Source organism: Paenibacillus marchantiophytorum, from assembly GCF_014640555.1.
GTDB classification, from domain to species: Bacteria; Bacillota; Bacilli; order Paenibacillales; family NBRC-103111; genus Paenibacillus_E; species Paenibacillus_E marchantiophytorum.
The window spans coordinates 18,919-40,836 of the sequence record NZ_BMHE01000036.1 but is presented as its reverse complement, the minus strand read 5'-3'; the positions used below and the strand labels follow the sequence as shown (position 1 = coordinate 40,836).

General features: G+C 46.3%; 17 protein-coding genes and 1 riboswitch. All 17 genes read left to right on the top strand.

Annotated elements, in window-relative coordinates; all coding sequences use genetic code 11:
* The first annotated feature begins 210 nt into the window (after positions 1-210).
* The 17 genes from yabN (at position 211) to tilS (ending at position 21,865) form a co-directional block, all read left to right on the top strand.
* Positions 211-1,737 carry a bifunctional methyltransferase/pyrophosphohydrolase YabN gene (gene yabN / locus IEY34_RS25875; RefSeq protein ID WP_189017068.1) on the top strand — a complete coding sequence of 509 codons (1,527 nt, stop codon included), beginning with the start codon at positions 211-213 and terminating at the stop codon, positions 1,735-1,737.
* Between the two features lie 119 nt (positions 1,738-1,856).
* On the top strand, positions 1,857-2,129 hold the full coding sequence (locus IEY34_RS25870; protein ID WP_029197991.1) for an HU family DNA-binding protein: 273 nt from the start codon (positions 1,857-1,859) through the stop codon (positions 2,127-2,129).
* Positions 2,129-2,392: an RNA-binding S4 domain-containing protein gene (locus tag IEY34_RS25865; protein ID WP_079417123.1), complete on the top strand. Its 264-nt coding sequence runs from the start codon at positions 2,129-2,131 to the stop codon at positions 2,390-2,392. Before IEY34_RS25870 ends, IEY34_RS25865 begins: the two co-directional genes overlap by 1 nt.
* Before the next feature lie 167 nt (positions 2,393-2,559).
* Complete coding sequence (locus IEY34_RS25860) at positions 2,560-3,159, top strand: manganese efflux pump (RefSeq protein ID WP_189017065.1); 600 nt, start codon at positions 2,560-2,562, stop codon at positions 3,157-3,159.
* Positions 3,160-3,318: 159 nt separating this feature from the next.
* On the top strand, positions 3,319-3,603 hold the full coding sequence (yabP, locus tag IEY34_RS25855) for a sporulation protein YabP (protein ID WP_079417119.1): 285 nt from the start codon (positions 3,319-3,321) through the stop codon (positions 3,601-3,603).
* A complete protein-coding gene (gene yabQ, locus IEY34_RS25850; protein WP_189017062.1) occupies positions 3,600-4,175 on the top strand; it encodes a spore cortex biosynthesis protein YabQ in 576 nt (191 codons plus the stop codon). Before yabP ends, yabQ begins: the two co-directional genes overlap by 4 nt.
* 15 nt (positions 4,176-4,190) lie before the next feature.
* Positions 4,191-4,517 carry an FtsB family cell division protein gene (locus tag IEY34_RS25845; RefSeq protein WP_189017059.1) on the top strand — a complete coding sequence of 109 codons (327 nt, stop codon included), beginning with the start codon at positions 4,191-4,193 and terminating at the stop codon, positions 4,515-4,517.
* Positions 4,518-4,624: 107 nt separating this feature from the next.
* Positions 4,625-5,230 (top strand): S1 domain-containing RNA-binding protein, encoded by a 606-nt coding sequence (locus tag IEY34_RS25840; protein WP_189017056.1) that lies wholly within the window; start codon positions 4,625-4,627, stop codon positions 5,228-5,230.
* A gap of 499 nt (positions 5,231-5,729) precedes the next feature.
* Complete coding sequence (gene spoIIE / locus IEY34_RS25835) at positions 5,730-8,222, top strand: stage II sporulation protein E (protein WP_189017054.1); 2,493 nt, start codon at positions 5,730-5,732, stop codon at positions 8,220-8,222.
* 111 nt (positions 8,223-8,333) lie between these two features.
* Positions 8,334-9,473 (top strand): response regulator, encoded by a 1,140-nt coding sequence (locus IEY34_RS25830; protein WP_189017051.1) that lies wholly within the window; start codon positions 8,334-8,336, stop codon positions 9,471-9,473.
* A 34-nt stretch (positions 9,474-9,507) separates the two neighbouring features.
* Positions 9,508-10,182, top strand: coding sequence for a class D sortase (locus IEY34_RS25825; protein ID WP_189017048.1), 675 nt, complete (start codon positions 9,508-9,510; stop codon positions 10,180-10,182).
* A gap of 192 nt (positions 10,183-10,374) precedes the next feature.
* Positions 10,375-14,004, top strand: coding sequence for a collagen binding domain-containing protein (locus IEY34_RS25820; RefSeq protein ID WP_189017046.1), 3,630 nt, complete (start codon positions 10,375-10,377; stop codon positions 14,002-14,004).
* A 255-nt stretch (positions 14,005-14,259) separates the two neighbouring features.
* Positions 14,260-14,347, top strand: a riboswitch (cyclic di-GMP riboswitch).
* A 13-nt stretch (positions 14,348-14,360) separates the two neighbouring features.
* Positions 14,361-15,161: a transglutaminase-like domain-containing protein gene (locus tag IEY34_RS25815; protein WP_189017043.1), complete on the top strand. Its 801-nt coding sequence runs from the start codon at positions 14,361-14,363 to the stop codon at positions 15,159-15,161.
* A 200-nt stretch (positions 15,162-15,361) separates the two neighbouring features.
* A complete protein-coding gene (locus tag IEY34_RS25810) occupies positions 15,362-18,670 on the top strand; it encodes a collagen binding domain-containing protein (protein ID WP_189017040.1) in 3,309 nt (1,102 codons plus the stop codon).
* Between the two features lie 156 nt (positions 18,671-18,826).
* Positions 18,827-19,546: a vWA domain-containing protein gene (locus tag IEY34_RS25805; RefSeq protein ID WP_189017151.1), complete on the top strand. Its 720-nt coding sequence runs from the start codon at positions 18,827-18,829 to the stop codon at positions 19,544-19,546.
* Entirely contained in the window at positions 19,530-20,435 is a 906-nt protein-coding gene (locus IEY34_RS25800; RefSeq protein WP_229757840.1) for a protein kinase domain-containing protein, read from the top strand. Before IEY34_RS25805 ends, IEY34_RS25800 begins: the two co-directional genes overlap by 17 nt.
* A 14-nt stretch (positions 20,436-20,449) precedes the next feature.
* Positions 20,450-21,865 carry a tRNA lysidine(34) synthetase TilS gene (gene tilS, locus IEY34_RS25795; protein ID WP_189017037.1) on the top strand — a complete coding sequence of 472 codons (1,416 nt, stop codon included), beginning with the start codon at positions 20,450-20,452 and terminating at the stop codon, positions 21,863-21,865.
* The last annotated feature ends 53 nt before the right edge of the window (positions 21,866-21,918 follow it).

The window sequence follows — 21,918 nt, the reverse complement described above, 5'->3', positions numbered from 1 at the left end:
CAGAAGAGGCGGTTATGCACAAATAAGGGAACGTAGTTCCCTTTGAGATGCTGGAGAGACTGCGGAGGGACGCTGGGAGACTGGAGAGACTCCGAAGAGACTCCGAAGAGACTCCGAAGAGACAGCTATGCCACGAATAGCGCGGCAATGCTTGCGCATTGTCCGCTTTCCTTGCACGTATACAATACCAATTCAGGAGGTGTTCCTTATATGTCAAACAACAATGCACAACTTACCGTCGTCGGGCTTGGCACAGGAGATGAAGATCAGCTAACCTTGGGAGTATGGAAGAAACTGCAGCTGGCCTCCCAATCACAAGCTGCTCTGTACTTGCGCACGAAGGATCATCCTATGGTGCATATGCTGGATAGCCATCAAATTCCTTACGAAACCTTCGACGAGAATTACATGGCGCACCAAAGTTTTGAGCAGGTGTATGAATCCATAGCGGAAGCGTTGATTCAAACCGCCAAGGAGAAGGCCGGTGAGGTCATTTATGCGGTTCCAGGACATCCGATGGTGGCGGAATACACGGTTCAGCTTCTGAAGCAGCGCTGTCCTGAAGAGGGGATTTCTCTAACCATTCTGGGCGGGGAAAGCTTCCTAGACCAAGCATTCCTGCGCTTCGGCTTCGACCCGATCGATGGTTTTCAGCTGCTGGATGCGACCAGCCTTAGCCGCTACACCTTGAACCCGCATCTCCATACCGTGATTGGGCAGGTCTATGACACTTATACAGCTTCTGATCTCAAAATAAGTCTGATGGATATGTACGCCGATGATTATCGCGTTGTTGTAGGCCATGCTTTGGGTGTCGCGGGCGAAGAGATGATCATTGAAGTGCCGCTCCATGAGCTTGACCATGTGAAGGGTTACGGCAATCTTTCGCTCGTCTGGGTACCCAAAAGTGAGAGGGACGAAGACGACTACCGCACGTTTGGTCGCTTGCATGAAATTGTGCAGATTCTCCGCAGCCCGGATGGCTGTCCGTGGGATCGTGAACAAACACACGAGAGTTTGCGCAAGAATCTCATCGAGGAAGCCTACGAGGTGCTGGAAACAATCGATGAAGATGATCCGGAGCATATGTGCGAGGAACTGGGCGATCTGCTTTTACAAGTGATGCTGCATGCTCAGATGGAAGAGGAAATAGGCACTTTTACCGTGTATGATGTGATTGCTGGATTGAATGAGAAGCTGATCCGTCGTCATCCCCATGTATTCGGAGAGAATAAGGCTGAGGATGCGGACGAAGCTCTGGTGAACTGGAATGCCATGAAGGCCGAAGAGAAGCGGAAGAAGGGCATTGACGTCGCCAAGCAGTCTGTGCTGGACGGAGTGCCGCGCGAGCTGCCTGGGCTTATGAGGGCGATGAAGTTGCAGAAGAAGGCGGCAACGGTAGGTTTTGACTGGACGGAGCTCGAAGATGTGCTGAGTAAAGTGGATGAAGAGTTGGCCGAGCTTCGACAAGCCATTGCGAATCCCTCGGAAGCGGGCGCTTCAGAATGCTTGGGCGAGCTTGGAGATGTGCTTTTCTCCATCGTCAATGTGGCTAGATTTCTTAAATTGGACCCAGAGGATGCCATTGCCCAGACGAACCGTAAATTCGTTGGACGGTTTTCATATATCGAGGAACAGCTACGTTTAAGAGGTCGTTCTTTTGAACAGACTGAGTTATCAGAGATGGAAAATTATTGGCAGGAAGCAAAAAAAGTTGCAAAACAATCACCGCAATAGAAGGATTTTGGGGAAATAAGCAGAATACTAAGTTTGGTGTAAGGATGAATATGGAATTAATCATCATAGTACATAGAAGACTTTGATCTTCAAACATTTTTGGGAGGTAAAGAAAACACATGAACAAAACAGATTTGATCAACAACATTGCAGAAAAAAGCGGACTTACTAAGAAAGACGTAGAAGTCGTACTTAATGGATTCCTTGGTGAAGTTACAGACGCTCTTTCATCCGGAGATAAAGTTCAATTAATCGGTTTCGGTACATTCGAAACTCGCAAACGTTCCGGTCGCACAGGCCGCAACCCACAAACAGGCAACCCGATCGTGATTGCAGAATCCAACGTTCCTGCTTTCAAAGCGGGCAACAAGCTTAAAGACGCAGTAAAATAATGCGAATCGATAAGTTTCTGAAAGTATCTCGTCTGATCAAACGTCGTACCGTAGCGAAGGATGTGTCCGATCAGGGGCGCGTCTGGATTAACGGCCGTGATGCCAAAGCGAGTACCCATGTGAAAGTCGGAGATGAGCTGTCCATTCAATTCGGTCAGAAAAAAGTGACGATTCGAGTGGAAGTTCTGTCGGAGTCAACTCGCAAGGAAGACGCTGCTCAGATGTACTCACTGCTTAAGGAAGAAGCTTTTCAATCCGAATAAAGCTGCAATTGCATAAAATAGTCCGAGATTCCTGAATAGGGGTCTTGGGCTATTTTTTTGAGATAAAGCGTTTCTCACGAACACATTCTTTCTAGGCTTGTTCAGGTTCCGTCTGGGCTCGCTGCGCATATCATACATCAAAGATTAATGAATGAGGTGGTGGAGGGATGCATTGGTTTACAATTGTGGCGATCGGCATTGCCGCAAATCTAGATAATTTGGGCATAGGCTTATCCTTTGGCTCGCGTTCAACGAAAGTGCCGCTGTTGTCCAACCTGCTTATTGCTTTGCTATCGATGGCTGCAACCTATTTGGCTATGTCAGCTGGTATCTATGTTTCGCATCTCCTATCCCCATCCGTGGGCAATTTGATCGGTGGTATTATTATTATCCTTTTGGGTGCATGGGGACTGCGGGCAAGCTTGAAGCGATTTAGACATGCGGCCAGGGATGCCCAATTAGGCGAGCAGTTCGCAGGGATGGCCCAAAGATCAGATAAGGATGGGAATCACGTTATTTCGTGGGGAGAATCGTTATCTCTGGGCTTTGCGCTGTCCATCAACTGCCTGGCGAGTGGCTTGGGTGCCGGGGCAAGTGGGGTTTCTCCGATCCTTTCTGCTATTTCGGTGGGCGTTTTTTCCCTGCTAACTGTCGATTTGGGCATTCGTATGGGCAGTAGAATTGCCAAGTCATGGTTTGGACGCTATGCCGAGTTGTTGGGATGTTTGTTGTTAATTGTCATAGGCTGTTATGAAGTGATCGTATAAACGTTCGTGAGAGCAATGGGGAGAGTGTTTGTCGATTCATGAAAGGGGCTCTCCCTCTGTGAAAAAGCCGCATTTTTTATTAGCGATGACCGTGTTCCGTGGTTCTAAAACAGGACATCCCCCCATATCGTAGTGATAGATGAAGGAGGGGTACAGGCCATGATCGAACCGGTGAAAAACAACAAACGGCAAGAAATTAAAATGCTTAATCGCAAGCTCTTGGAGATCTCCGGAGTTTTGAACGTAGAAAGCTTTGACAGTGAAGAGTTCCTCCTGGAAACGGAAATGGGCTATTTGATGATTAAAGGGCAGAATTTGCACATCAAGAACTTAAGCTTGGAGCAGGGGTTAGTCGCCATTGAAGGATTAATTCAAGAATTAGCTTATGTAGATGGGAATACCCAGGAGAAATCCAAAGGGTTTCTTGGTAAGTTATTCAAGTGACCCTTCACGTTCAGTTTCAAACGATTTTCATGATGTTTCTGAGCGGAATCGCGATCGGTGCGATGTTTGATGTGTTTCGTGTGCTTTCGGGGAAGTTAAGGCTGCCGCGATGGACGATTCCGCTTGTTGATATGATGTATTGGATTGTGGCGACAATCCTTGTTTTCCGCCTGCTTCTGTACAGTAATGAAGGACAAGTTCGTATCTTTATCTTTCTGGGCATGGGTATTGGAGTTTGTTTTTACTTCGCATTTCTGACTAACATGGTTGTTCGATTTACCCTGATACTCATCCGGATTATCGTTGCGTTGTACCGTTTTATTGCTAAAACTGTCGAATATATCCTGATTAAACCGATTATTGGCTTATATCGTCTAACCGTGATAATTTTAGGCTTTTTGCTAGCTGTAGCTATATTCCTTTACAGAATTGTGCTACAATTGCTCTATCCTTTGTGGAGAATGCTCCTGTGGATGACTCGGCCTGTGCACAAATATTTCGTAATGCCTGTTTGGTTGAAGAAACTAATGGGTAATATCATTACGATCTATCGCAGGTTATTCTCAAAGTAGGAGGAAGTCCTATACATGCAAGCTCATGCAACCGTACCATCTAACAAGCGCAGCGCTAGCGTAGGCTCAAAGCGAAGACTGCGTTTTCTTCTGATCTTTGTCCTATGTTTTATGAGTTGGGCTGCTGTTAACATTTGGGGGCAGTTCGCAAAGCTACACGAGAAGAGCAAAGTCGTCGTGAACATGGAACAGCAACTCGTTGATGCGAATAAGCTGAAAGAGCAAACACAGAGGGAAATCGCAAGACTTCACAATGACGAATATTTGGATCAAATCATTCGCCGGGATTTTCACTATAGCAAAACGGGAGAGACGCCACTGAGTGTCTCGAAGTCGCAATAAAATTTATCTGAAGAAGCGGCTCATGCCGTGTTGACCGTGGTTTCTGCATCGGTTATAATCGGCGTAGCCAGTGTTTTCAACATTTTAAGGGAGGAACATTTTACTTTATGGCAATTGAAGTTGGCACCAAGTTAGAGGGAAGAGTGACGGGGATTACTCACTTTGGAGCATTCGTCGAGCTTGCTGAAGGAGTTACCGGTCTTGTTCACATTTCAGAGATCGCGGACAATTATGTGAAAGACGTTAATGACCATTTAAAGCTGGAAGACAAAGTAACGGTCAAAGTGATTAACGTGGACAAGGATGGCAAGATCGGACTGTCGATCAAGCAAACGGTTGACAAGCCAGTTGAGGAAAGACCAGCTCGTCCTGAACGTACAGGTGGCAGCAGCTATCAAGGACGCCCAAGCGGAGATCGTCCAAGCGGCGGTTATCAAGGTGGTCGCCCAAGTAGCGGTGGAGAACGCAGTGGCCCTCCAAGCGGTGGTCCAGGTGGTGGTGGCGGTCGTCCAGGTGGCGGCGGTGGCTTCAATCGTGGTGGCGGCGGCGGTGGCGGCGGACGCGGCGGCTTTAACAAGCAGCAAGGCGGAGCTAGACCTTTCTCGTTCGAAGATAAAGTATCGCGTTTCCTCAAAGATAGTGAAGAGCGGATTTCGTCTCTGAAGAAGAACACCGAGTCCAAACGCGGTGGCCGGGGCGGAAGAAGAGATTAATAGATGAGTAAACGAACCACATCCGCTTAGGCGGGTGTGGTTTTTTGTTCACGCCAGAATGTTTTCGGGTTTGGGGTGAGCGAAGCTTTCCCCTTATTTACTGACGTCCACCGCAGACTGCGCTTTAGGGGTTTTCGGTCTCAGAGGGCATCTAATGAACTGGATTAACGCTATCGAGCAAATTTTAGGCGGAAAGGTGATCATTTGCTTGGAATAGGGCATCAGGGATTCATTAGGCCCGTTATAACGGAAAGATCTGTCGACATGGTATTACGGGTATCTCCCTCATATGCAGGGTGAAAGTTCGAGGTATTCAGACTTCTGGAAACGTTCTCAAGCAGGTAATGCGAGTCTGTGCAAGGGCTCAAGGGTGTTGACAAAGCTGGCGCGGCTTGTCGGAAATTTCTTTGAATCTAGCAACTCATTCTGACAAACTTTCTACTAGATTGTCTCTATACTAGAGAAACAAATAAGGATGGAATGGATGGTGTTCGCAAACATGCAAAGAAGAAGCATAGGTACAGTGATTGGTGGCGGATGGACAGGACTTTGGCAGAAAGCCAAAACAGGCGCTCACAGCGCAGCGGTGGAAAACCGATTTGTTCAAGCATTTGTAGCTAAAAAGTGGTCGATGCTGCTTATCGTGATGGCCTTCCTGCTCGGACGTGCAATGATTTTGGAGCAGCTGTCACCGTTCGCTTTAGCATTTATTGCGGTCATTTATTTTACAAGGCGAGATATTTTACACTGGGTTGGTGTGGCAGCCTTCGCGGGTAGTCTGTTGTCGCTGAATACCAATACGGGGTATCTCGTCACTGAGATTATTGTGTTCTTGCTCATTCAGAAAGCATTAGAGAAGTTCGAACGCTCCGATCTATCGCTAGCTCCGCTGCTGGTGTTCAGCTCTACCTTCTTGGTGCAGCTATTTGCGGAACTGGTCGTGTCCAATCTAAGCTGGTACTCCTTGATGATGATTTCCGTGGAAGCCCTGCTCAGCCTGGTGCTGACCTTAATTTTTATACAAGCGATCCCTGTATTTACCCTTACCCGTAAAAACTATCATTTGAAACATGAAGAAATCATTTGTTTGATTATCCTCCTAGCCTCGGTGATGACGGGGACGGTCAGTTGGGCTGTAGGGCCCGTCACGGTGGAACATGTGCTGTCCCGGTACTTGATTCTATTGTTCGCGTTAGTGGGAGGAGCGCCTTTCGGAGCATCCGTGGGAGTCATTACGGGTTTAATTCTAAGCCTTGCCAATAGCAATGCGATTTATCAAATGAGCTTGCTGGCTTTCTCCGGCATGTTGGCTGGACTTCTCAAGGATGGCAATCGCTTGGCGGTTGCTTTCGGCATGCTGCTCGGCTCCTCGATTCTATCGTTCTATATGGGGACGGGCGTGGATGTCCTGAATTCTACGTGGGAATCATTGGCGGCTGTGGCCCTCTTCTTATTGACGCCGCGAAGTTTCATTCTAACCCTTGCGAAATATGTGCCAGGCACGCAGGAAAATCTGAAATCACAGCAGGATTATGCCAAAAGAGTGCGCGATGTCACCGCCGGGCGCGTGGAACAATTCTCGGAAGTTTTCCGGCAGTTGTCGCGCAGCTTCAAACAGTTGACGACGGATGATGCGGTGAGCCGCAAAGAGGAGGAAGTTGGGCACTTCATGAATGCCGTTGCGCAGAAAGCGTGCGATTCCTGTTATAAAAAGAGTCAGTGCTGGGATCAGAAGTTCTACCAAACCTACACGTATATGACCGATATGATGACCAATATTGAGACAAAGGAGAATATGACGAAGAAACAAATACCAGCTGACTGGAAGAAGGTATGTATTCGCACGGAGCAGGTGCTGGAAGTGATGAAGCAGCAGTACAGCCTGTACAAGAATGATTTGCACTGGAAGAAGCAGATTATGGATAGCCGACATCTGGTGGCTGATCAGTTGTCCGGCGTTTCGCAAGTCATGGAGGACTTGGCTAAGGAAATTAAGCGGGAAGGCCAGGAGCTTTTCCTGCAGGAAGAACAAATTCGCAATGCGCTGGAGGAGCTCGGCTTGTCGATTCATACCATTGACATTATTTCCTTAGATGAAGGAAATATTGAAATCGAAATCATTCATCAGTATACGAAAGGCTTCGATGAATGCCGGAAAATCATTGCGCCGCTCCTGAGCGAAATCATCGGCGAGAACGTCGCCGTGATGCGGGAGGAGATGCATGAGCGCGGCGAGGGCTACAGCACGGTCGTCTTCGGCTCCGCCAAGGAGTACGAGGTGGAGACCGGTGTCGCCGGCGCTGCCAAGGGCGGCGACCTCTTCTCGGGCGACAGCTTCTCCACGGTGGAGCTGGGCAATGGCAAGTATGCCGTTGCGCTGAGCGACGGCATGGGCAATGGGGAGCGGGCTCGGGCCGAGAGCCAGACCGCTCTGAACATTCTGCAGCAGCTGCTGCAGTCGGGCATGGACGAGAAGCTCGCGATCAAGTCGCTGAACTCGGTGTTGATGCTGCGCTCCTCGGACGAGATGTACGCGACCGTGGATATGGCTTTGATCGACATGTACAACGCTAACACGACGTTCATGAAAATTGGCTCCATCCCCAGCTTCATTAAGCGAGGGAATGAGGTTATTTCCATCTCGGCGAATAATCTACCGGTAGGTATCCTGAGCGAGATTGAGGTGGATCTCGTCTCGATCCCGCTGCAATCGGGCGATATTCTCGTGATGATGACCGATGGCATCTATGATGCGCCGGGCCATGCGGTGAATAAGGAGATGTGGATGAAGCGGATGATCCAAGAGATAGATACGACTTTGCCGCAGGACTTTGCGGACTGTTTATTGGAGCGAATCTTCCGCCACCATCATGGCGAAATTCAGGATGATATGACGGTTGTCGTTGCCCGTGTGGAGAAAAGGCAGCCGGAATGGGCTACATTCCGTTGGCCAGGCATTACGCGTATGGAGCGGCCCAAAACCGTTAGTTAACTTTTGATTTGTCAAAGCTATAACAGCTCATTTGCTGTTGTAGCTTTTTCTATTATTTTATCCTGTATACATTATAATGGAAGCATACATATTCGGAGAATAGGTGATAGCATGAAGGTGCTTTTAGTTGACGATGAGCCACTTGCTCTAAGGAGCATGGAGAAATTATTAAGCAAGCATGAAGATATAGATATCGTTGCTTCATTAATAGATCCCAAAGAAGCGCTGAATTTGGCTAGGCTGCAGAAGTTTGATGCTATATTTCTAGATTTGGAAATGCCAGAAATCGGGGGAATGGAACTCGCGGCGAGATTATTTACGAAGCAGCCCGATGTGCACATCGTGTTTGTTACAGCTTTCAATCATTATGCGGTAGAGGCGTTTGAGCTGAATGCATTGGATTACATACTGAAACCCGTATCGGACACGAGACTCGGCAAAACGCTAACCAGAATTCGCAAATCCATGGCAGAGGTAGCTTCTAATGTAGATATGGATCGAAAAGAACGCACGCTAATCTGTTGTTTACAGTCCCTTCATTGGGTCAATAGTACGTCTGGCGCGCATTCTTTTCCATGGCGAACGAATAAAACGCAAGAGTTGTTCTCCTTTCTGCTGCATCATCGCAATGCACCTGCCATTCATAAGGAAGTGCTGCTGGAAGTATTGTGGCCAGAGCAGGACCCGGCGCGCGCGGGTGTGCAGCTTCATACCACGGTTTATCAGATACGTAAAATGCTCAAAGAGCAGGCGCTGGCCGTTCAAGTCATCTATGAACAAGAAGGTTATCGCTTGCAATTGGATCAGGTCGGCGTGGATGTGGACGTATGGGAACAGGAATTATTGAAAGCGCCTGAGCTCACCTTAGCTTCAGTAACTGTCTATAAGCAGTTGGTGGAGATGTATAAGGGGGATTATTTCGGGGAATCCCAGTTTCTTTGGGCGGAGGGTGAGCGGGAACGGCTGCGCCTTTTCCGTTGGACGTATCTCCAGCATTTGGCCGACTTTTGCCTAGAGCAAGGTCTACTTAAGGAAGCGGCAGAGGCCTATCAACAAATGAAGGATCAATTTCCTCTGGTGGAAAATGGTTACTTTGGCTTGATGCAGGTTCATCAACTGCGGGGTAATTTTGCTGACATGAAGCAGCAGTATGACACCTTAAAGCAGCACTTTGAGAGTGAGTTGGGAATTCCTCCAAGACAGTCGGTATCCGAGTGGTTTAATGGCATATTGGAGCAAAGACAATTATAATTGTAAGTGTAGATAAGAAAGGAGGAGGCTTCTAATGAAAGGAAGATATCTCTCGCTGCTTTTGATACTAGCAGGGGTGATTGTTCTACTCTATCCGACCTTGAATGATCGTTATGAGAGTTACCAGCAACAGAAGATTATGAAGCAGTGGCAGGATAATTTGAAATATATGGATCAAGTCGTTGATCAAGAAGAAACAGAGAGATCACCTGTATGGACTCCGACTTCTTTAAGCGGAGGGTCAGCAGATGTTCAGCCGAAACCGTTGGTTGCAGAAGCGACATCCGCGCCAGTGGTCGAGATGCCTAAGAACATGGAGGGTGTCCTCCTCATCGATAAAATTAATCTGAAGATTCCTATTCTAACGAATGCGACACAGGCGAATATGAAAGTTTCCGTTGCCAGTATTGCGAATACAGGACGACCGGGGGCTGTCGGCAACTATGCGATTGCAGGACATCGGAATTTAACCTACGGCAAAAATTTCAATCGCTTAGATGAAGTTGATGTCGGTGACTTAATAACGGTGGACACAGGAACTAAACAATATACTTATAAAGTAGAAAAGAAACTGTACGTCCTCCCGGAAGAAGTTTGGGTTCTCAATGGCAACGACAAGGATCGGGAAATCACGTTAATTACGTGCCATCCTATGGAAAATCCAACACATCGTATTGCGATCAAGGGGAAATTAATAGAAACGAAATAAAGGAGCCTACATACGTGTAGGTTTCTTTTTTTGCGTCCTTTTGCGTTCGCATGTTCAGAATATGTTCAGTCTAAAATTCTACAATACGAATTGTGCCATTTCGTCGGAAGAGATCAAGTCATCGAAGTCCCATTACAGTTGCCGACTAGAGAATTAAATCATAGAAACATGCAAATGGAGGAGTAGAAAGAAATGTTTAAGAAAAAGACAAGTGCTTTACTAATCACACTGCTAATTTTTATGCAAAGCATTTCAGGTTTCGGGTTTGTGAATCAAGCCAACGCTGCCGTTATTTCCAGTAACATCATCGATTCTGTGAGTTTGGCTGTCTATGACAGCAGCAACCATGTTGTGACAGATAATGTCTATGAACAGGGTTCCAAAGTGCAAGTGGATTATACATGGTCGTTCCCTAATAGTCATGGGTACCACAGTGGGGATACTTTCACCTTCACACTGCCGCAACAATTTTTGCTTGTCAATAATGTGACAGGACCCCTGGTTAGTGGTAATGGTGACGTGGGGACGTTTGTTGCCAATTACTTAACTCATCAAGTTGTCATGACATTTAATGAGAATATTGGTTTAGACGAGGTCCAAGGGACGCTTACTTTTAACACCAAATTCGATATGTCTAAAATCACTGGAAGTACGAATCAAACGATCAGTATTCCAGTTAAGGGCGGAACGCAAGTCTTTTCACTTAACTTTAAGCCTAATGTGGCTTCAACCATAGGAAAAAACGGTGTTCCAGAAGGGTATAATGCCAAAAATATTGATTGGACGATTGACGTCAACAAGAAATTGGAGCCCGTACAGAATGCAGTAGTAACCGATCCTATTCCAGTTGGTTTGTCTGTGCCCGTGACAGTTGCTGTCTACGATCTTGGAATAAATTTGGACGGTACTCCCGTTCAAGGAGCATTAACGGATACAAGCAAATACACGTTTAATACGACCGGAGGCATTCTGACCGTTCAATTCACGGAAGCTTCCATTGACACAGCTTACCGGATTAAGTACACGACACCTGTCACAGATTTCGATAAAACGTCATTCCTGAATAAGGCCACATTCAGCGGAAGCAATAAAACGCCAGTCGATGCCAGTGCAACGGTTACTGTTCAGCAGGGTACGGCACTTGATAAGACATCATCAGGTTATAACTCAAGCACCCAAACGATAGATTGGGCCATCAAGTACAATTATAATGAGAGAGCTATCGTACAAGCCTCTGCGTATTTAACCGATCTTTTTGATAATACTCAAGCGTTAGTTGGAGGCGTCGCGCCTTCGTCCATTAAAGTGTATCCAGTTACGCTAGATAATTCTGGGGCTGAATCCTTAGGTAGCGCTCTGCCTGTTTCCGATTATACAGTCAATGCTGCTCCGACACCGCCAACAGGAAAGACCGGCTTTAAATTGCAATTCAATAATCCGATTACCCAAGCATACAAGCTGGTTTACCAAACCAAGGCCATTAATCGTGTTGAAGGACCTGCTACTATTTCGAATACAGCCACTACTGGCCTGGGAGCAACAGACACGGCTACACGTGACATTGACCAAGTTATTATTATCAAAAGTGTAAATAGTAAAGACTACCATGCCAAAACGGTAGATTGGAAGATTGCGCTCAATGCAGACAGCGAATCGATGAGTTCTGTTGTGCTCACTGACAATTTTCCTAAGAAAGGGTTGGAGTACAGACCTGGAACATTGTTTGTCACGCAAGGTTCTACCACATTGAACAGTCCTGCGGACTACTCCATTTCAAATGTGCTTAACGACACAGGATTTACTATTAATTTCGTGGGTACTTTAACAGCGCCCGTAACGGTGAGCTATTCCACTTATTATAATAATGATTGGATCTTGCCGGTTGGCAGCACAACGAATTTCCTTAACGATGCGACGGTTAACTGGACAGGTACTTTGCCTAGTCAAGAGATAACCGTACATGGGACTTTCACGCCAAGAGACGAAGTTAAGAATAATGGCTTCAAGAACGGGTCTTATAATGCAGCTACCAAACAGCTCACATGGGTGGTAGGCGTAAACTACAACGGCAAAACGATTAATCATGCTGTAGTTAAGGATCTTTTGGAGTCCCAACAAAAACTAGTTCCAGGTTCACTTAAAGTGTATGAAATGAACATCCCAGTTAACGGCAATCCAACCATGGGTGCATTCGTTAATGGCAGTGAATATGACTACCTGGTAGACAGTGGCAATACGCTGATTTTAAATTTCAAAGCAGCTATTTCTAAAGCCTATTACATTGTCTACAGCACGAGCTTAGATGGTGAACTTATTGATACGAATGTGAGCAATACAGCTAACGTCTATGAGACGGCAGCACCGGTTTCCAAGAATTTAACAGCTACTGTTAACATTCCTAAGGCTGGAGAGTATGTCAATAAAAACGGTACACAAAGCGGAGATAAAATCAATTGGACCATTAATATTAATCGTGGACAATCGACGGTAGACACTGCCAAAATTACGGACATCCCTTCAGACAACCAGTTCTTATTACCGGACTCGTTCCATCTATACGCTACCTCAGTAGCATCTGACAGTTCTATTACGAAGACGACCGAGCTTCTCAAAGGCACGGACTACAATGTCGTAATCCTAACTGACAATGATGGCAAGCAAAAGTTTGAATTGACCTTTACGCATCAGATTTCGAAGCCGTATATCTTAGAGTACCAGTCATTAATTGTGGCTAATGACAATGATACCGTTTCTAATCAAGTGAGCTTTACGGGTAGTAACGACACAACGGTTTCCAAAAGTACATCGAAGAATGTCATTGTAGCTGTTTCGAGTGGATCGGGTACAGGAAGTGGTGTTAGAGGGTCCTTAGCGGTTAAAAAAGTGGATTCCGGTAATCATGCCTTGTTGTTAAACGGAGCGACGTTTGAATTGTACCGTAAAACGGGTGCAACAACGAAAATCCTTTTTAGTACGCTAACAACAGATTCCACGGGTATCGTCTTGTTCAAAAATTTACTTCAAGGTGATTATGTTCTAAAAGAAGTAGCTGCTCCAACCGGATACACCCTTGATTCGAGCGAACGTGCAGTTACGATTAATTCGACAACTGCTATCAACTTGGAAGTCACGAATGTGAAGGTGCCACCGGTGGTAGTGCCGACACCAACGCCGGCTGTGCCGACACCGACGCCAACGCCAGTAGTGCCGACGCCAACGCCGGTAGTGCCGACGCCAACGCCAACTGTGCCGACGCCGACGCCAACGCCAAGTTCAGGCGGAGGTGAATCCACGCCGGCACCAAGCACGAGCCCTTCGCCGTCGCCGAGCGCTAGTCCTAAGCCAACGCCGAGCGCTAGCCCGACGCCAGCGCCGAGTGCGAGCCCGACGCCAGCGCCAAGCGCAAGCCCAACGCCAGCGCCGAGCGCAAGCCCGACGCCGAAGCCTCAGGCAGATGAGAAAGTAACTAATCAAGATACACCGATTGAAGGTAATATTGAAGTTCCGTTAGGCAGCACTCCGTCTATCGGCAAACAACCGGAGAATGGGACAGTAACCATAGATCCCAACGGGCATTGGGTATACACGCCTAACCCTGGATTTACGGGGAATGAATCAATTAAGGTTGTTCTAAGAAATGGAACAGGGGAAGCAACGGAAGCAACGATTGATATTGAAGTTCAAAAAGTTCCGCTAGGCAATAAGAAATCAGGACAAACGCTTCCTCAGACAGGCGAAGCAAGCCGTAGATATTATGAGCTAGCAGGTTTTGCTTTGATTATTGCGGGTGTAGTTTTGAGAAGAAGAAGACTAAACAAATAATAGGTTGATCTAGTTGTTGGTTATATGAACGAGGCTTTCCCAAGAGGTTATTACCTTGAGGGCGGCCTCTTTTTTGACACTAGAGCAGGGTGGAAATCCGCTATTATTTGCGGTGAGGTTGAAATTCCGACTCTGTTTATGGTCATTAGGCAGATGGAAGCGGATTGGGCAATAAATTGTCTAATTATGTATATTCAAACCGACAAGCATATGATATGATGACAGCATATTAGGCGTTTATTCATCGGTGGTTTCTCCCGATAAAGGCAAATCTAGCGAAAACTAGAGACGCAAAACTAAAGGGCCTTCCTTACTTCAACTAAGATGGCAGCCAGTTACCGAAAGGGGAATTTTTTGTGTTCAAAAAATCAATTCTAGCAGCTATTATACTATCGTTCTTCTTGATGCTAGTACCTCAAGCGATATTTGCCGCTCCCTCCATTGTGGACCAAAGCGCATTGAGCAAAGGAATTATTTCAATCCATTATACAAGCCGTCCAGACACCAAGGTTCTCGTTCGGATCTCCAAGGAAAATGTGAAGTATGACTACACCTTTGAAGAAGGAGACCAGTACCCTCTGCAGCTTGGAAACGGTACCTATAAAGTGCTAGTCGGGGAGTCCATAGGGAACAACAAATATAAGGTAATTGCGCAAGAACAAATAGAGGTGAAGTTGGCAGATGAGAAGACAGTTTTCCTTCAATCTATCCCGCTTATCGACTGGAGCGAAACATCGAAAGCTGTCGTAAAGGCCAAGAAACTAACGGTAAATAAGAAGACTGACATGGATAAATTAAAAGCCATCTACGCCTATATCACGACAAATTTTACGTATGATTACAAAAAGGCACAAACCGTAGCAGATACCTATATACCTGACTTGGATGAGGTTTACGAAGCATCCCAAGGAATCTGTTATGACTTCGCAGCAACTTTTGCGGCGATGGCTAGAAGTGAAGGATTGCCGACCCGCCTGGTGATGGGATATGAGGCCAACTCGCCAGAGACGTATCACGCTTGGAACCAAGTATTTCTAGCTGATCGGAACGAGTGGGTAACGATAGATACCACCTACGATGCTACGCGTGTGCAAGGTGGACAAGCAACAGACATGTTCAAAAATGCAGATGAATATCAAATAGTCAAAGTGTATTAACTAAATTAGAAGCCTGTGCTCAATTCATGAGCGCAGGCTTTTTTTTGTTTTCGCAGCAGCAGAAAAAAATAAATCCAATGATTTACAATACAACTTGTATCATATAATATTAATAATGATACAATTTGTTTCATATTCTATGTCTACAAGCAAATAGTCTATACCAGGCTTGAATCGTGAATGGAGGTATGAAAAAAATTATGTTAAAGAAAAAAACGAGTACACTGCTCATTGCCCTATTAATTTTTATGCAGAGTATTTACGGAGTAGGCTTCTTTGCGAAGGCGAGTGCGGCTACGATTTCGAACAACATTATTGACAGTGTTACATTAGTTGTATATGACAGCTCAGGGCAAGTCGTCACAGGCAATGTTTATGAGCCGAACGCCAAGGTGCAGGTAGACTATACGTGGTCGCTGCCGAACAGCCATGGGTATAAGGCTGGTGATACGTTTGCGTTCACACTGCCGCAGCAATTTTTACTTTATAATGATATCAGCGGCGGTTTGATGATGGGGCAGGAGCAATTAGGCACTTTCCATGTGGACCGGGCCAGCCATCAAGTGCTGATTACGTTTAATAATTACATCGAAAGTCATGATAATATCCATGGCACGCTAACCTTCAAAACGCAATTGGATAAAAGCCAACTTACGGAAAATACCGTCGTAACGATTACGATTCCGATTAAGACCGGCGAGCAAGTCTTCACCCTTCATCTCAGGCCGACCGTAACATCAACGATTGAGAAGAGTGGCGTATCGTCAGGCATCAACGCCAAGAGTATCGATTGGACGATCGATGTGAATAAGATGCTGGACGCCGTTCAGAACGCAGTGGTCATCGACGTTATTCCAACAGGCTTATCTGTTCCTGTTACTGTAGCTGTCTATGATCTGACTGTTAAGCTTGATGGTTCTGTCCTGCAAGGCGGGCTGCTGGATAGCAGCAAATACACAGTAAGCGCCAGCGGAGCAACACTTTCCGTTCATTTCGCAGATAGTCCGATTCAAACGGCTTACCGACTCCAGTTCAGCACGCCAATCGTTAATTTGGATAAGACGTCGTTCGTGAATACAGCCACTTTCGGAGGCAGCAATAAATCGCCTGTGGAGGCATCCGCGACGGTGCAGGTCTCGCTGGGCAGCGCTCTGGACAAAATCGCGGAGAGCTACGACCCTATAACGCAAACGATCGGTTGGGCAATCAAATATAACTATAATGAGCGGACAATTCCACAATCTGCGGCATTCCTGACAGATCTCTTCAACGATACGCATGAACTGGTCTCGGGCTCCATGCATATCTATCCGGTTACGCTAAATCCGACTGGTGGGGAAACGCTCGGCAATGAATTGCCGAGTGCGAGTTATACCGTGACACCAGAAGCTGCAGCAGGCAAAAAAGGCTTCAAACTACAGTTTAACAGCAGCATTTCTTCCGCGTATAAGATTGTATACACGACCAAGGCGATTAATCGGGTATTTGACAATGTGACTATTACCAATCGGGTTATATCGGGCAGTGGATCAAGCGACTCCGCCTCACAAGCTGTTGAGCAGCTGATCGCAACCAAGTATCCAGGAACGGCAGATTATCAAGCAAAAACCGTGGATTGGCATATACTCATGAACAAAGACAGCCAGTTGATGAACAATGTGGTTGTAACGGACACCTTTCCGAGTAAAGGCTTGCGTTTCGTGCCTGGGTCACTAGTCATCAAAAAAGGATCCGTTCTGATGCCGTCAACAGAGTACACGCTCGATAGCGCTGTTGCTCCAGACGAAGGCTTCACGGTTAAATTTCTGACGGCCATTGCAGATCCTATTTCAATTGATTACAAGACAGAATTTAATCTGGACTGGATCAGTCCGCTTAGATCCACCAACAATTTCATTAATGCGGCCCAAATTGAATGGTCTAACAACCCTAGTGATTCACACATCAAGAAGGTAACATCCACATTTATTCCAAGGAATGAAGTGAAGAATAACGGATTTAAATTTGGTGCCTACAACGCAGCTTCCAAACAAATTACTTGGACCATAGGCATGAACTACAATGGCAAACCCCTTGAAACGGCTAGCCTGCAGGACATTATTGAGCCTAATCAGAAGATTATCGACGGCTCGGTTGCCGTGTATGCCATGACCATTCCGGCAAGCGGGAGTCCAACCATGGGTGCGCCAGTTAGCCCAGCCTCCTATACGTACAGTTTGGATGGCAATAAACTGATTGTTAAATTCCCGCAACCTTTCTCTAAGCCTTATTATGTTGTATTTAAAACCAGTGTACAGGGACAATTGGTTCACAGTACGATTTCCAATACTGCTCGACTATTTGTTGGGGAGACACAGGTCTCTGGTAATCTGAGCGCCACGCTTAATATCCCTAATGGCGACGAATTTGTGAATAAAACCGGGGAGCAAAGCGCGGACAAAATTAACTGGACGATCTATATTAATCGCAGTCAATCCACGCTGTCTGAGGCCAAAATCGTCGATACGCCAACAACGAATCAAGTGCTGCTGCCCAATACGTTCCATTTGTTTAAGGCAACAGCAGCAATCAACGGTAATTTAACCAAAGGTTCCGAGTTAGAAAAGGGGAAGGATTATACGGTAGTATTCAAAACGAATAATGACGGGAAGCCGATTTTTGAATTAAGCTTTGCTGAAACCATCTCGACAGCTTATATCTTGGAGTATCAATCTCTCATAGCTGCCAATGACCATGATACGATTTCCAATTACGTAACTTTGAGTGGCAATAACGTCAGTACGGTCATTAAAGAAACGACGAAGGATATTATCGTGGGTGTATCGGGCGGATCAGGAACAGGCGGTGGCGTCCGAGGTTCATTAACGGTCAAAAAGCTGGATTCAGCCAATAACAGCTTATTGCTGAGCGGCGCTACGTTTGAGTTGTACCGCAAAGCCGGAGAATCCAAAACGTTAATTAACACGCTTACTACCGGTGAAACAGGGATTGTAGTCTTTAAAGAATTGCTTGCAGGCGAATATACGGTTAAAGAGAAGACTGCTCCTGCCGGGTATAATCTGAATTTGGAAGAGAATGCAGTGACCCTTCACTCCGGGGAAGAGTTTAACTTAAACGTGATAAACGTTAAAAAGTCGGATCCTCCAGATCCATCGGGTCCGGGAACAACCCCGAGCCCTACGGAGACACCTGCACCTACACCGATTCCAACTAAACCCCCAAGTACAGGGACGGGAGGAATCACGCCGACGCCAACAGTAACACCTGCACCTACTCCAGCGCCGACAATAGCACCAACGCCAACACCGTCGCCAGTTGATCCCAAGCCATCTACGGATTCGGATCCGCCTTTTGATGGCGATAATAATGTGCCTTTAGGTGGAATTCCACCTATAACTAAACAAGAAACACTCCCGACGACAGGGGAATCTAGTCATTTGTATGTCGAGTTAGCAGGTATCACCTTGATTCTTATGGGTCTGCTCTTAAGAAGAAGGTTTACGAAGTAACAGCGGGAAATCACGGGGCAGCTTGCCAGATAAACTGGTAGGCTGTCTTTTTATTTTCACGGGATCAACCCATGATTAGACTCTCTCTAAAATGGAAAAACTAGAAAGTAAAACTGCTAGAGTGCAAATCAGAGTGTCAGGGAGGCAAATGAGATGATGATGCAGATTCTTTTAATCACAGACGGATGTTCAAATGTAGGGGTAAGTCCAGTCATAGCCGCGGCGCAAGCGCAGGGAGAAGGTGTGACCGTGAATGTGATTGGCGTTATCGATCACGGAGAGCTGGGGGTGCTAGGCTCAGAGGAGATTAAAGAGATCGCCGCTGCCGGAGGAGGGATGAGCCGAATTGTGAATTCGGGTCAACTTTCGCAAACCGTTCAGATGATGACGCGCAAAACCGTTACTACAACGATCCAGCATGCCGTAGGCAAAGAGTTGCAGAGTATTCTAGGTGTTAATCAATTAGAGCAGCTGCCGCCTGACAAGCGGTCTCAGGTCGTTCAGGTGATCGATACGATGAGTGAAACGTCTTCCCTTCGTGTAGCGCTTCTAATAGATGCCAGTGCTAGTATGAAACCGAAACTTGCAGCAGTTCGTGAGGCGATTCATGATCTTCTATTGAGTCTTAGGGCGCGCAGCGGGAAGAGCGAATTAGCGGTTTTTCACTTCCCATCAACCAAAACAAGCGATCAGGAACTGGAAATGGATCTGAATTGGACGAATCAGCTTGCAAATTTAGACAAGATGTTCTATAAAATAAACATGAAGGGTACGACGCCGACAGGTCCTGCCATGCTGCAAACGCTGCAGTTCATGACAGAAAAACCTTTCTTACCAAAGACCGAGGATGGGATGCTGAGTGACTACGTGGTATGAGGATGCCTTCCGTCCAGGATCAGAAATCCGAGGGAAATGGAACGGCCGCGTCTATATGGTCGAACGTTTATTAGGTGCTGGTTCTAATGGGGTTGTGGCTCTCGTACGTAGAGGGACTGGTAGATTTGCTCTGAAAGCAGGTCACGAAACCGTTGATCACCAATCCGAGATTAACTCGTTGCTGGCCATATCGCTGACGGAGACCTCGTTCAAGAACTTTTTAATCGATGCTGATGATATGACAGTGGGAGAGAAGGAAGTTTCTTTCTACGTCATGCGATATATTGAAGGAATGACCATTTCTGATTTTATACATAAGCGCGGACAAGATTGGGTTTATGTCATCGGTACGAATCTGCTGCGCAAATTAACGGAATTGCATCGCAATGGCTATATATTCGGGGATTTGAAGATTGAAAATATGATTGTTTCGAATTATGGGGATGTGGATCTCATCGATTTTGGCGGAGTCACGTCCAAGGGAAGAGCGATTAAGCAATTAACGGAAGTTTACGATCGCGGCTTTTGGAACAAAGGAGAACGTATCGCAGAGGAAAGTTATGATTTGTTCTCTTTTGCTATTTTGCTGTTGAAATCGCTGGATCAGCGGAATCGGTTTACTGGATTAACGCAAACGCTGCCGCAAACCAGAGATTTGGAGCAACTAACCGCCATTATTCGTGAGAATGCAGTGGCTGCTCATATCGCGCCATTTCTGCATAAAGCATTGAATGGGGAGTTCCATACTTCACAGGAAGCTTATCAATATTGGCGCTCACTGGTGTCTGGGAAGAAGATAGGGCCAATGACACTGAAGATGCCTTGGTTGAAAATATGCTTCGCTGCTTCGATTTTTATTTTTGGAGCAACCGTTTATATTTATTGGTAGAAAGGGAATACCATATGGAGCACGATCTAGTTGCGAGGGTAGAACAACGTATCAAAGAACAAAAGCTCGTAGCCCCAGGAGATGTCGTTGTCGTTGCGGTTTCAGGAGGACCTGATTCGGTAGCGCTGCTTCATGTCCTTTTTGTATTGGGGGAGAAGTACAGTTGGCAGTTGGTTGTCGCTCATGTTAATCATCAATTCCGAGGCGAGGAGTCGGATGCGGAAGCTGCTTTTGTCAACGAACTTGCTGCAAGCAAAGGACTTCCCTGTGAAGTTGGCGTTATTAATGTGCCGGCTTATATAGAAGAAACTGCTCTTAACGGGCAGGCAGCCGCGCGTGAGAAGCGTTATGAATTCCTGCATCTGGTAGCTGACCAATATGGCGCCAACCGCATCGCGCTAGCCCATCACGCCGACGATCAAGCGGAAACGGTCATGATGCGAATTCTTAGAGGGACGGGCCCCTCAGGGCTTACGGGCATGCCCGAACGAAGGCTTGAAAAAAAAGTGGAACTCATTCGACCTTTTCTACGTATATACAAAGCAGATATTGTGAACTATTGTGCTCAGCATGAAATGCTTTATTGTATGGATAGCAGCAATGAGCTGCGGAAGTATTTCCGCAATCAAATTCGTCTTGATGTGCTGCCGATGCTGAAGCCGTATAATGAACAACTTCCGGAATCACTGAATCGACTAACGGAGCTGATGCAAGCCGAGGATGATTATTTGGCCAAAGAGACCGAACGGGTTTTTCAGCGAATAACCGTGACTGGGCAAGCAAGTTACCGCTTAGAGCGAGGTGATTTCACCGAACTGCACCTTGCTTTACAAAGGCGTTTGATTAAATTAATATTAAACTGTCTTTGTTTGGGAATGGATCGCCTTGAATTAGGGCGGATTGAACGAATTCGCGAGTTGATTGTGCATGATCAAGTTTCGAATCAAGTCCTACAGGTGGATGAAGAACTTTATATAGTGAGAGAATATGAAGCTATTCACTTTCAGACGATTGTGCCATCTCCGAAGTCATATGCGTATGAGATCGGTTTTGAGACAAGCGGACTGAGCCTGCCGGAAGTCGAAGCTAGTCTGTACTGCTCCTGGATGTCTGTTCAATCCAATGACACTATTGATCTTATCTCATCGGCAACGGATGTATATTTGGATCTGGATCAAATCCAATTGCCGCTCGTGGTCAGAAATCGACGGTCTGGAGATCGATTGGAACCACATGGTTTAAACGGGTCCAAAAAGGTAAAAGATATGTTCATTGATGCCAAAATGCCGCTAAGTCGGCGTGATGTCATCCCGTTACTGGTCGATGCTTCCGGGCAAATCCTCTGGATTGCTGGCTTTCGCAGGTCCAAACACGCATTGATTGGACCGGATACAGAACGTGTGCTTCATATGAAGCTCGTGCTGCAGTAACATGTGTAAATTTCGTTCTTCTAGAATGTAAATTTATAAGGATTCATAATATA

What these genes read in the sequence shown, in the direction of transcription:
- IEY34_RS25820 (WP_189017046.1), top strand. Translation starts at nt 10,375, where the DNA reads ATGTTTAAGAAAAAGACAAGTGCTTTACTAATCACACTGCTAATTTTT.
- IEY34_RS25845 (WP_189017059.1), top strand. Translation starts at nt 4,191, where the DNA reads ATGCAAGCTCATGCAACCGTACCATCTAACAAGCGCAGCGCTAGCGTA.
- tilS (WP_189017037.1), top strand. Translation starts at nt 20,450, where the DNA reads ATGGAGCACGATCTAGTTGCGAGGGTAGAACAACGTATCAAAGAACAA.
- yabN (WP_189017068.1), top strand. Translation starts at nt 211, where the DNA reads ATGTCAAACAACAATGCACAACTTACCGTCGTCGGGCTTGGCACAGGA.
- IEY34_RS25810 (WP_189017040.1), top strand. Translation starts at nt 15,362, where the DNA reads ATGTTAAAGAAAAAAACGAGTACACTGCTCATTGCCCTATTAATTTTT.
- IEY34_RS25830 (WP_189017051.1), top strand. Translation starts at nt 8,334, where the DNA reads ATGAAGGTGCTTTTAGTTGACGATGAGCCACTTGCTCTAAGGAGCATG.
- IEY34_RS25825 (WP_189017048.1), top strand. Translation starts at nt 9,508, where the DNA reads ATGAAAGGAAGATATCTCTCGCTGCTTTTGATACTAGCAGGGGTGATT.
- IEY34_RS25860 (WP_189017065.1), top strand. Translation starts at nt 2,560, where the DNA reads ATGCATTGGTTTACAATTGTGGCGATCGGCATTGCCGCAAATCTAGAT.
- IEY34_RS25840 (WP_189017056.1), top strand. Translation starts at nt 4,625, where the DNA reads ATGGCAATTGAAGTTGGCACCAAGTTAGAGGGAAGAGTGACGGGGATT.
- IEY34_RS25805 (WP_189017151.1), top strand. Translation starts at nt 18,827, where the DNA reads ATGATGCAGATTCTTTTAATCACAGACGGATGTTCAAATGTAGGGGTA.
- IEY34_RS25865 (WP_079417123.1), top strand. Translation starts at nt 2,129, where the DNA reads ATGCGAATCGATAAGTTTCTGAAAGTATCTCGTCTGATCAAACGTCGT.
- IEY34_RS25870 (WP_029197991.1), top strand. Translation starts at nt 1,857, where the DNA reads ATGAACAAAACAGATTTGATCAACAACATTGCAGAAAAAAGCGGACTT.
- yabP (WP_079417119.1), top strand. Translation starts at nt 3,319, where the DNA reads ATGATCGAACCGGTGAAAAACAACAAACGGCAAGAAATTAAAATGCTT.
- spoIIE (WP_189017054.1), top strand. Translation starts at nt 5,730, where the DNA reads ATGCAAAGAAGAAGCATAGGTACAGTGATTGGTGGCGGATGGACAGGA.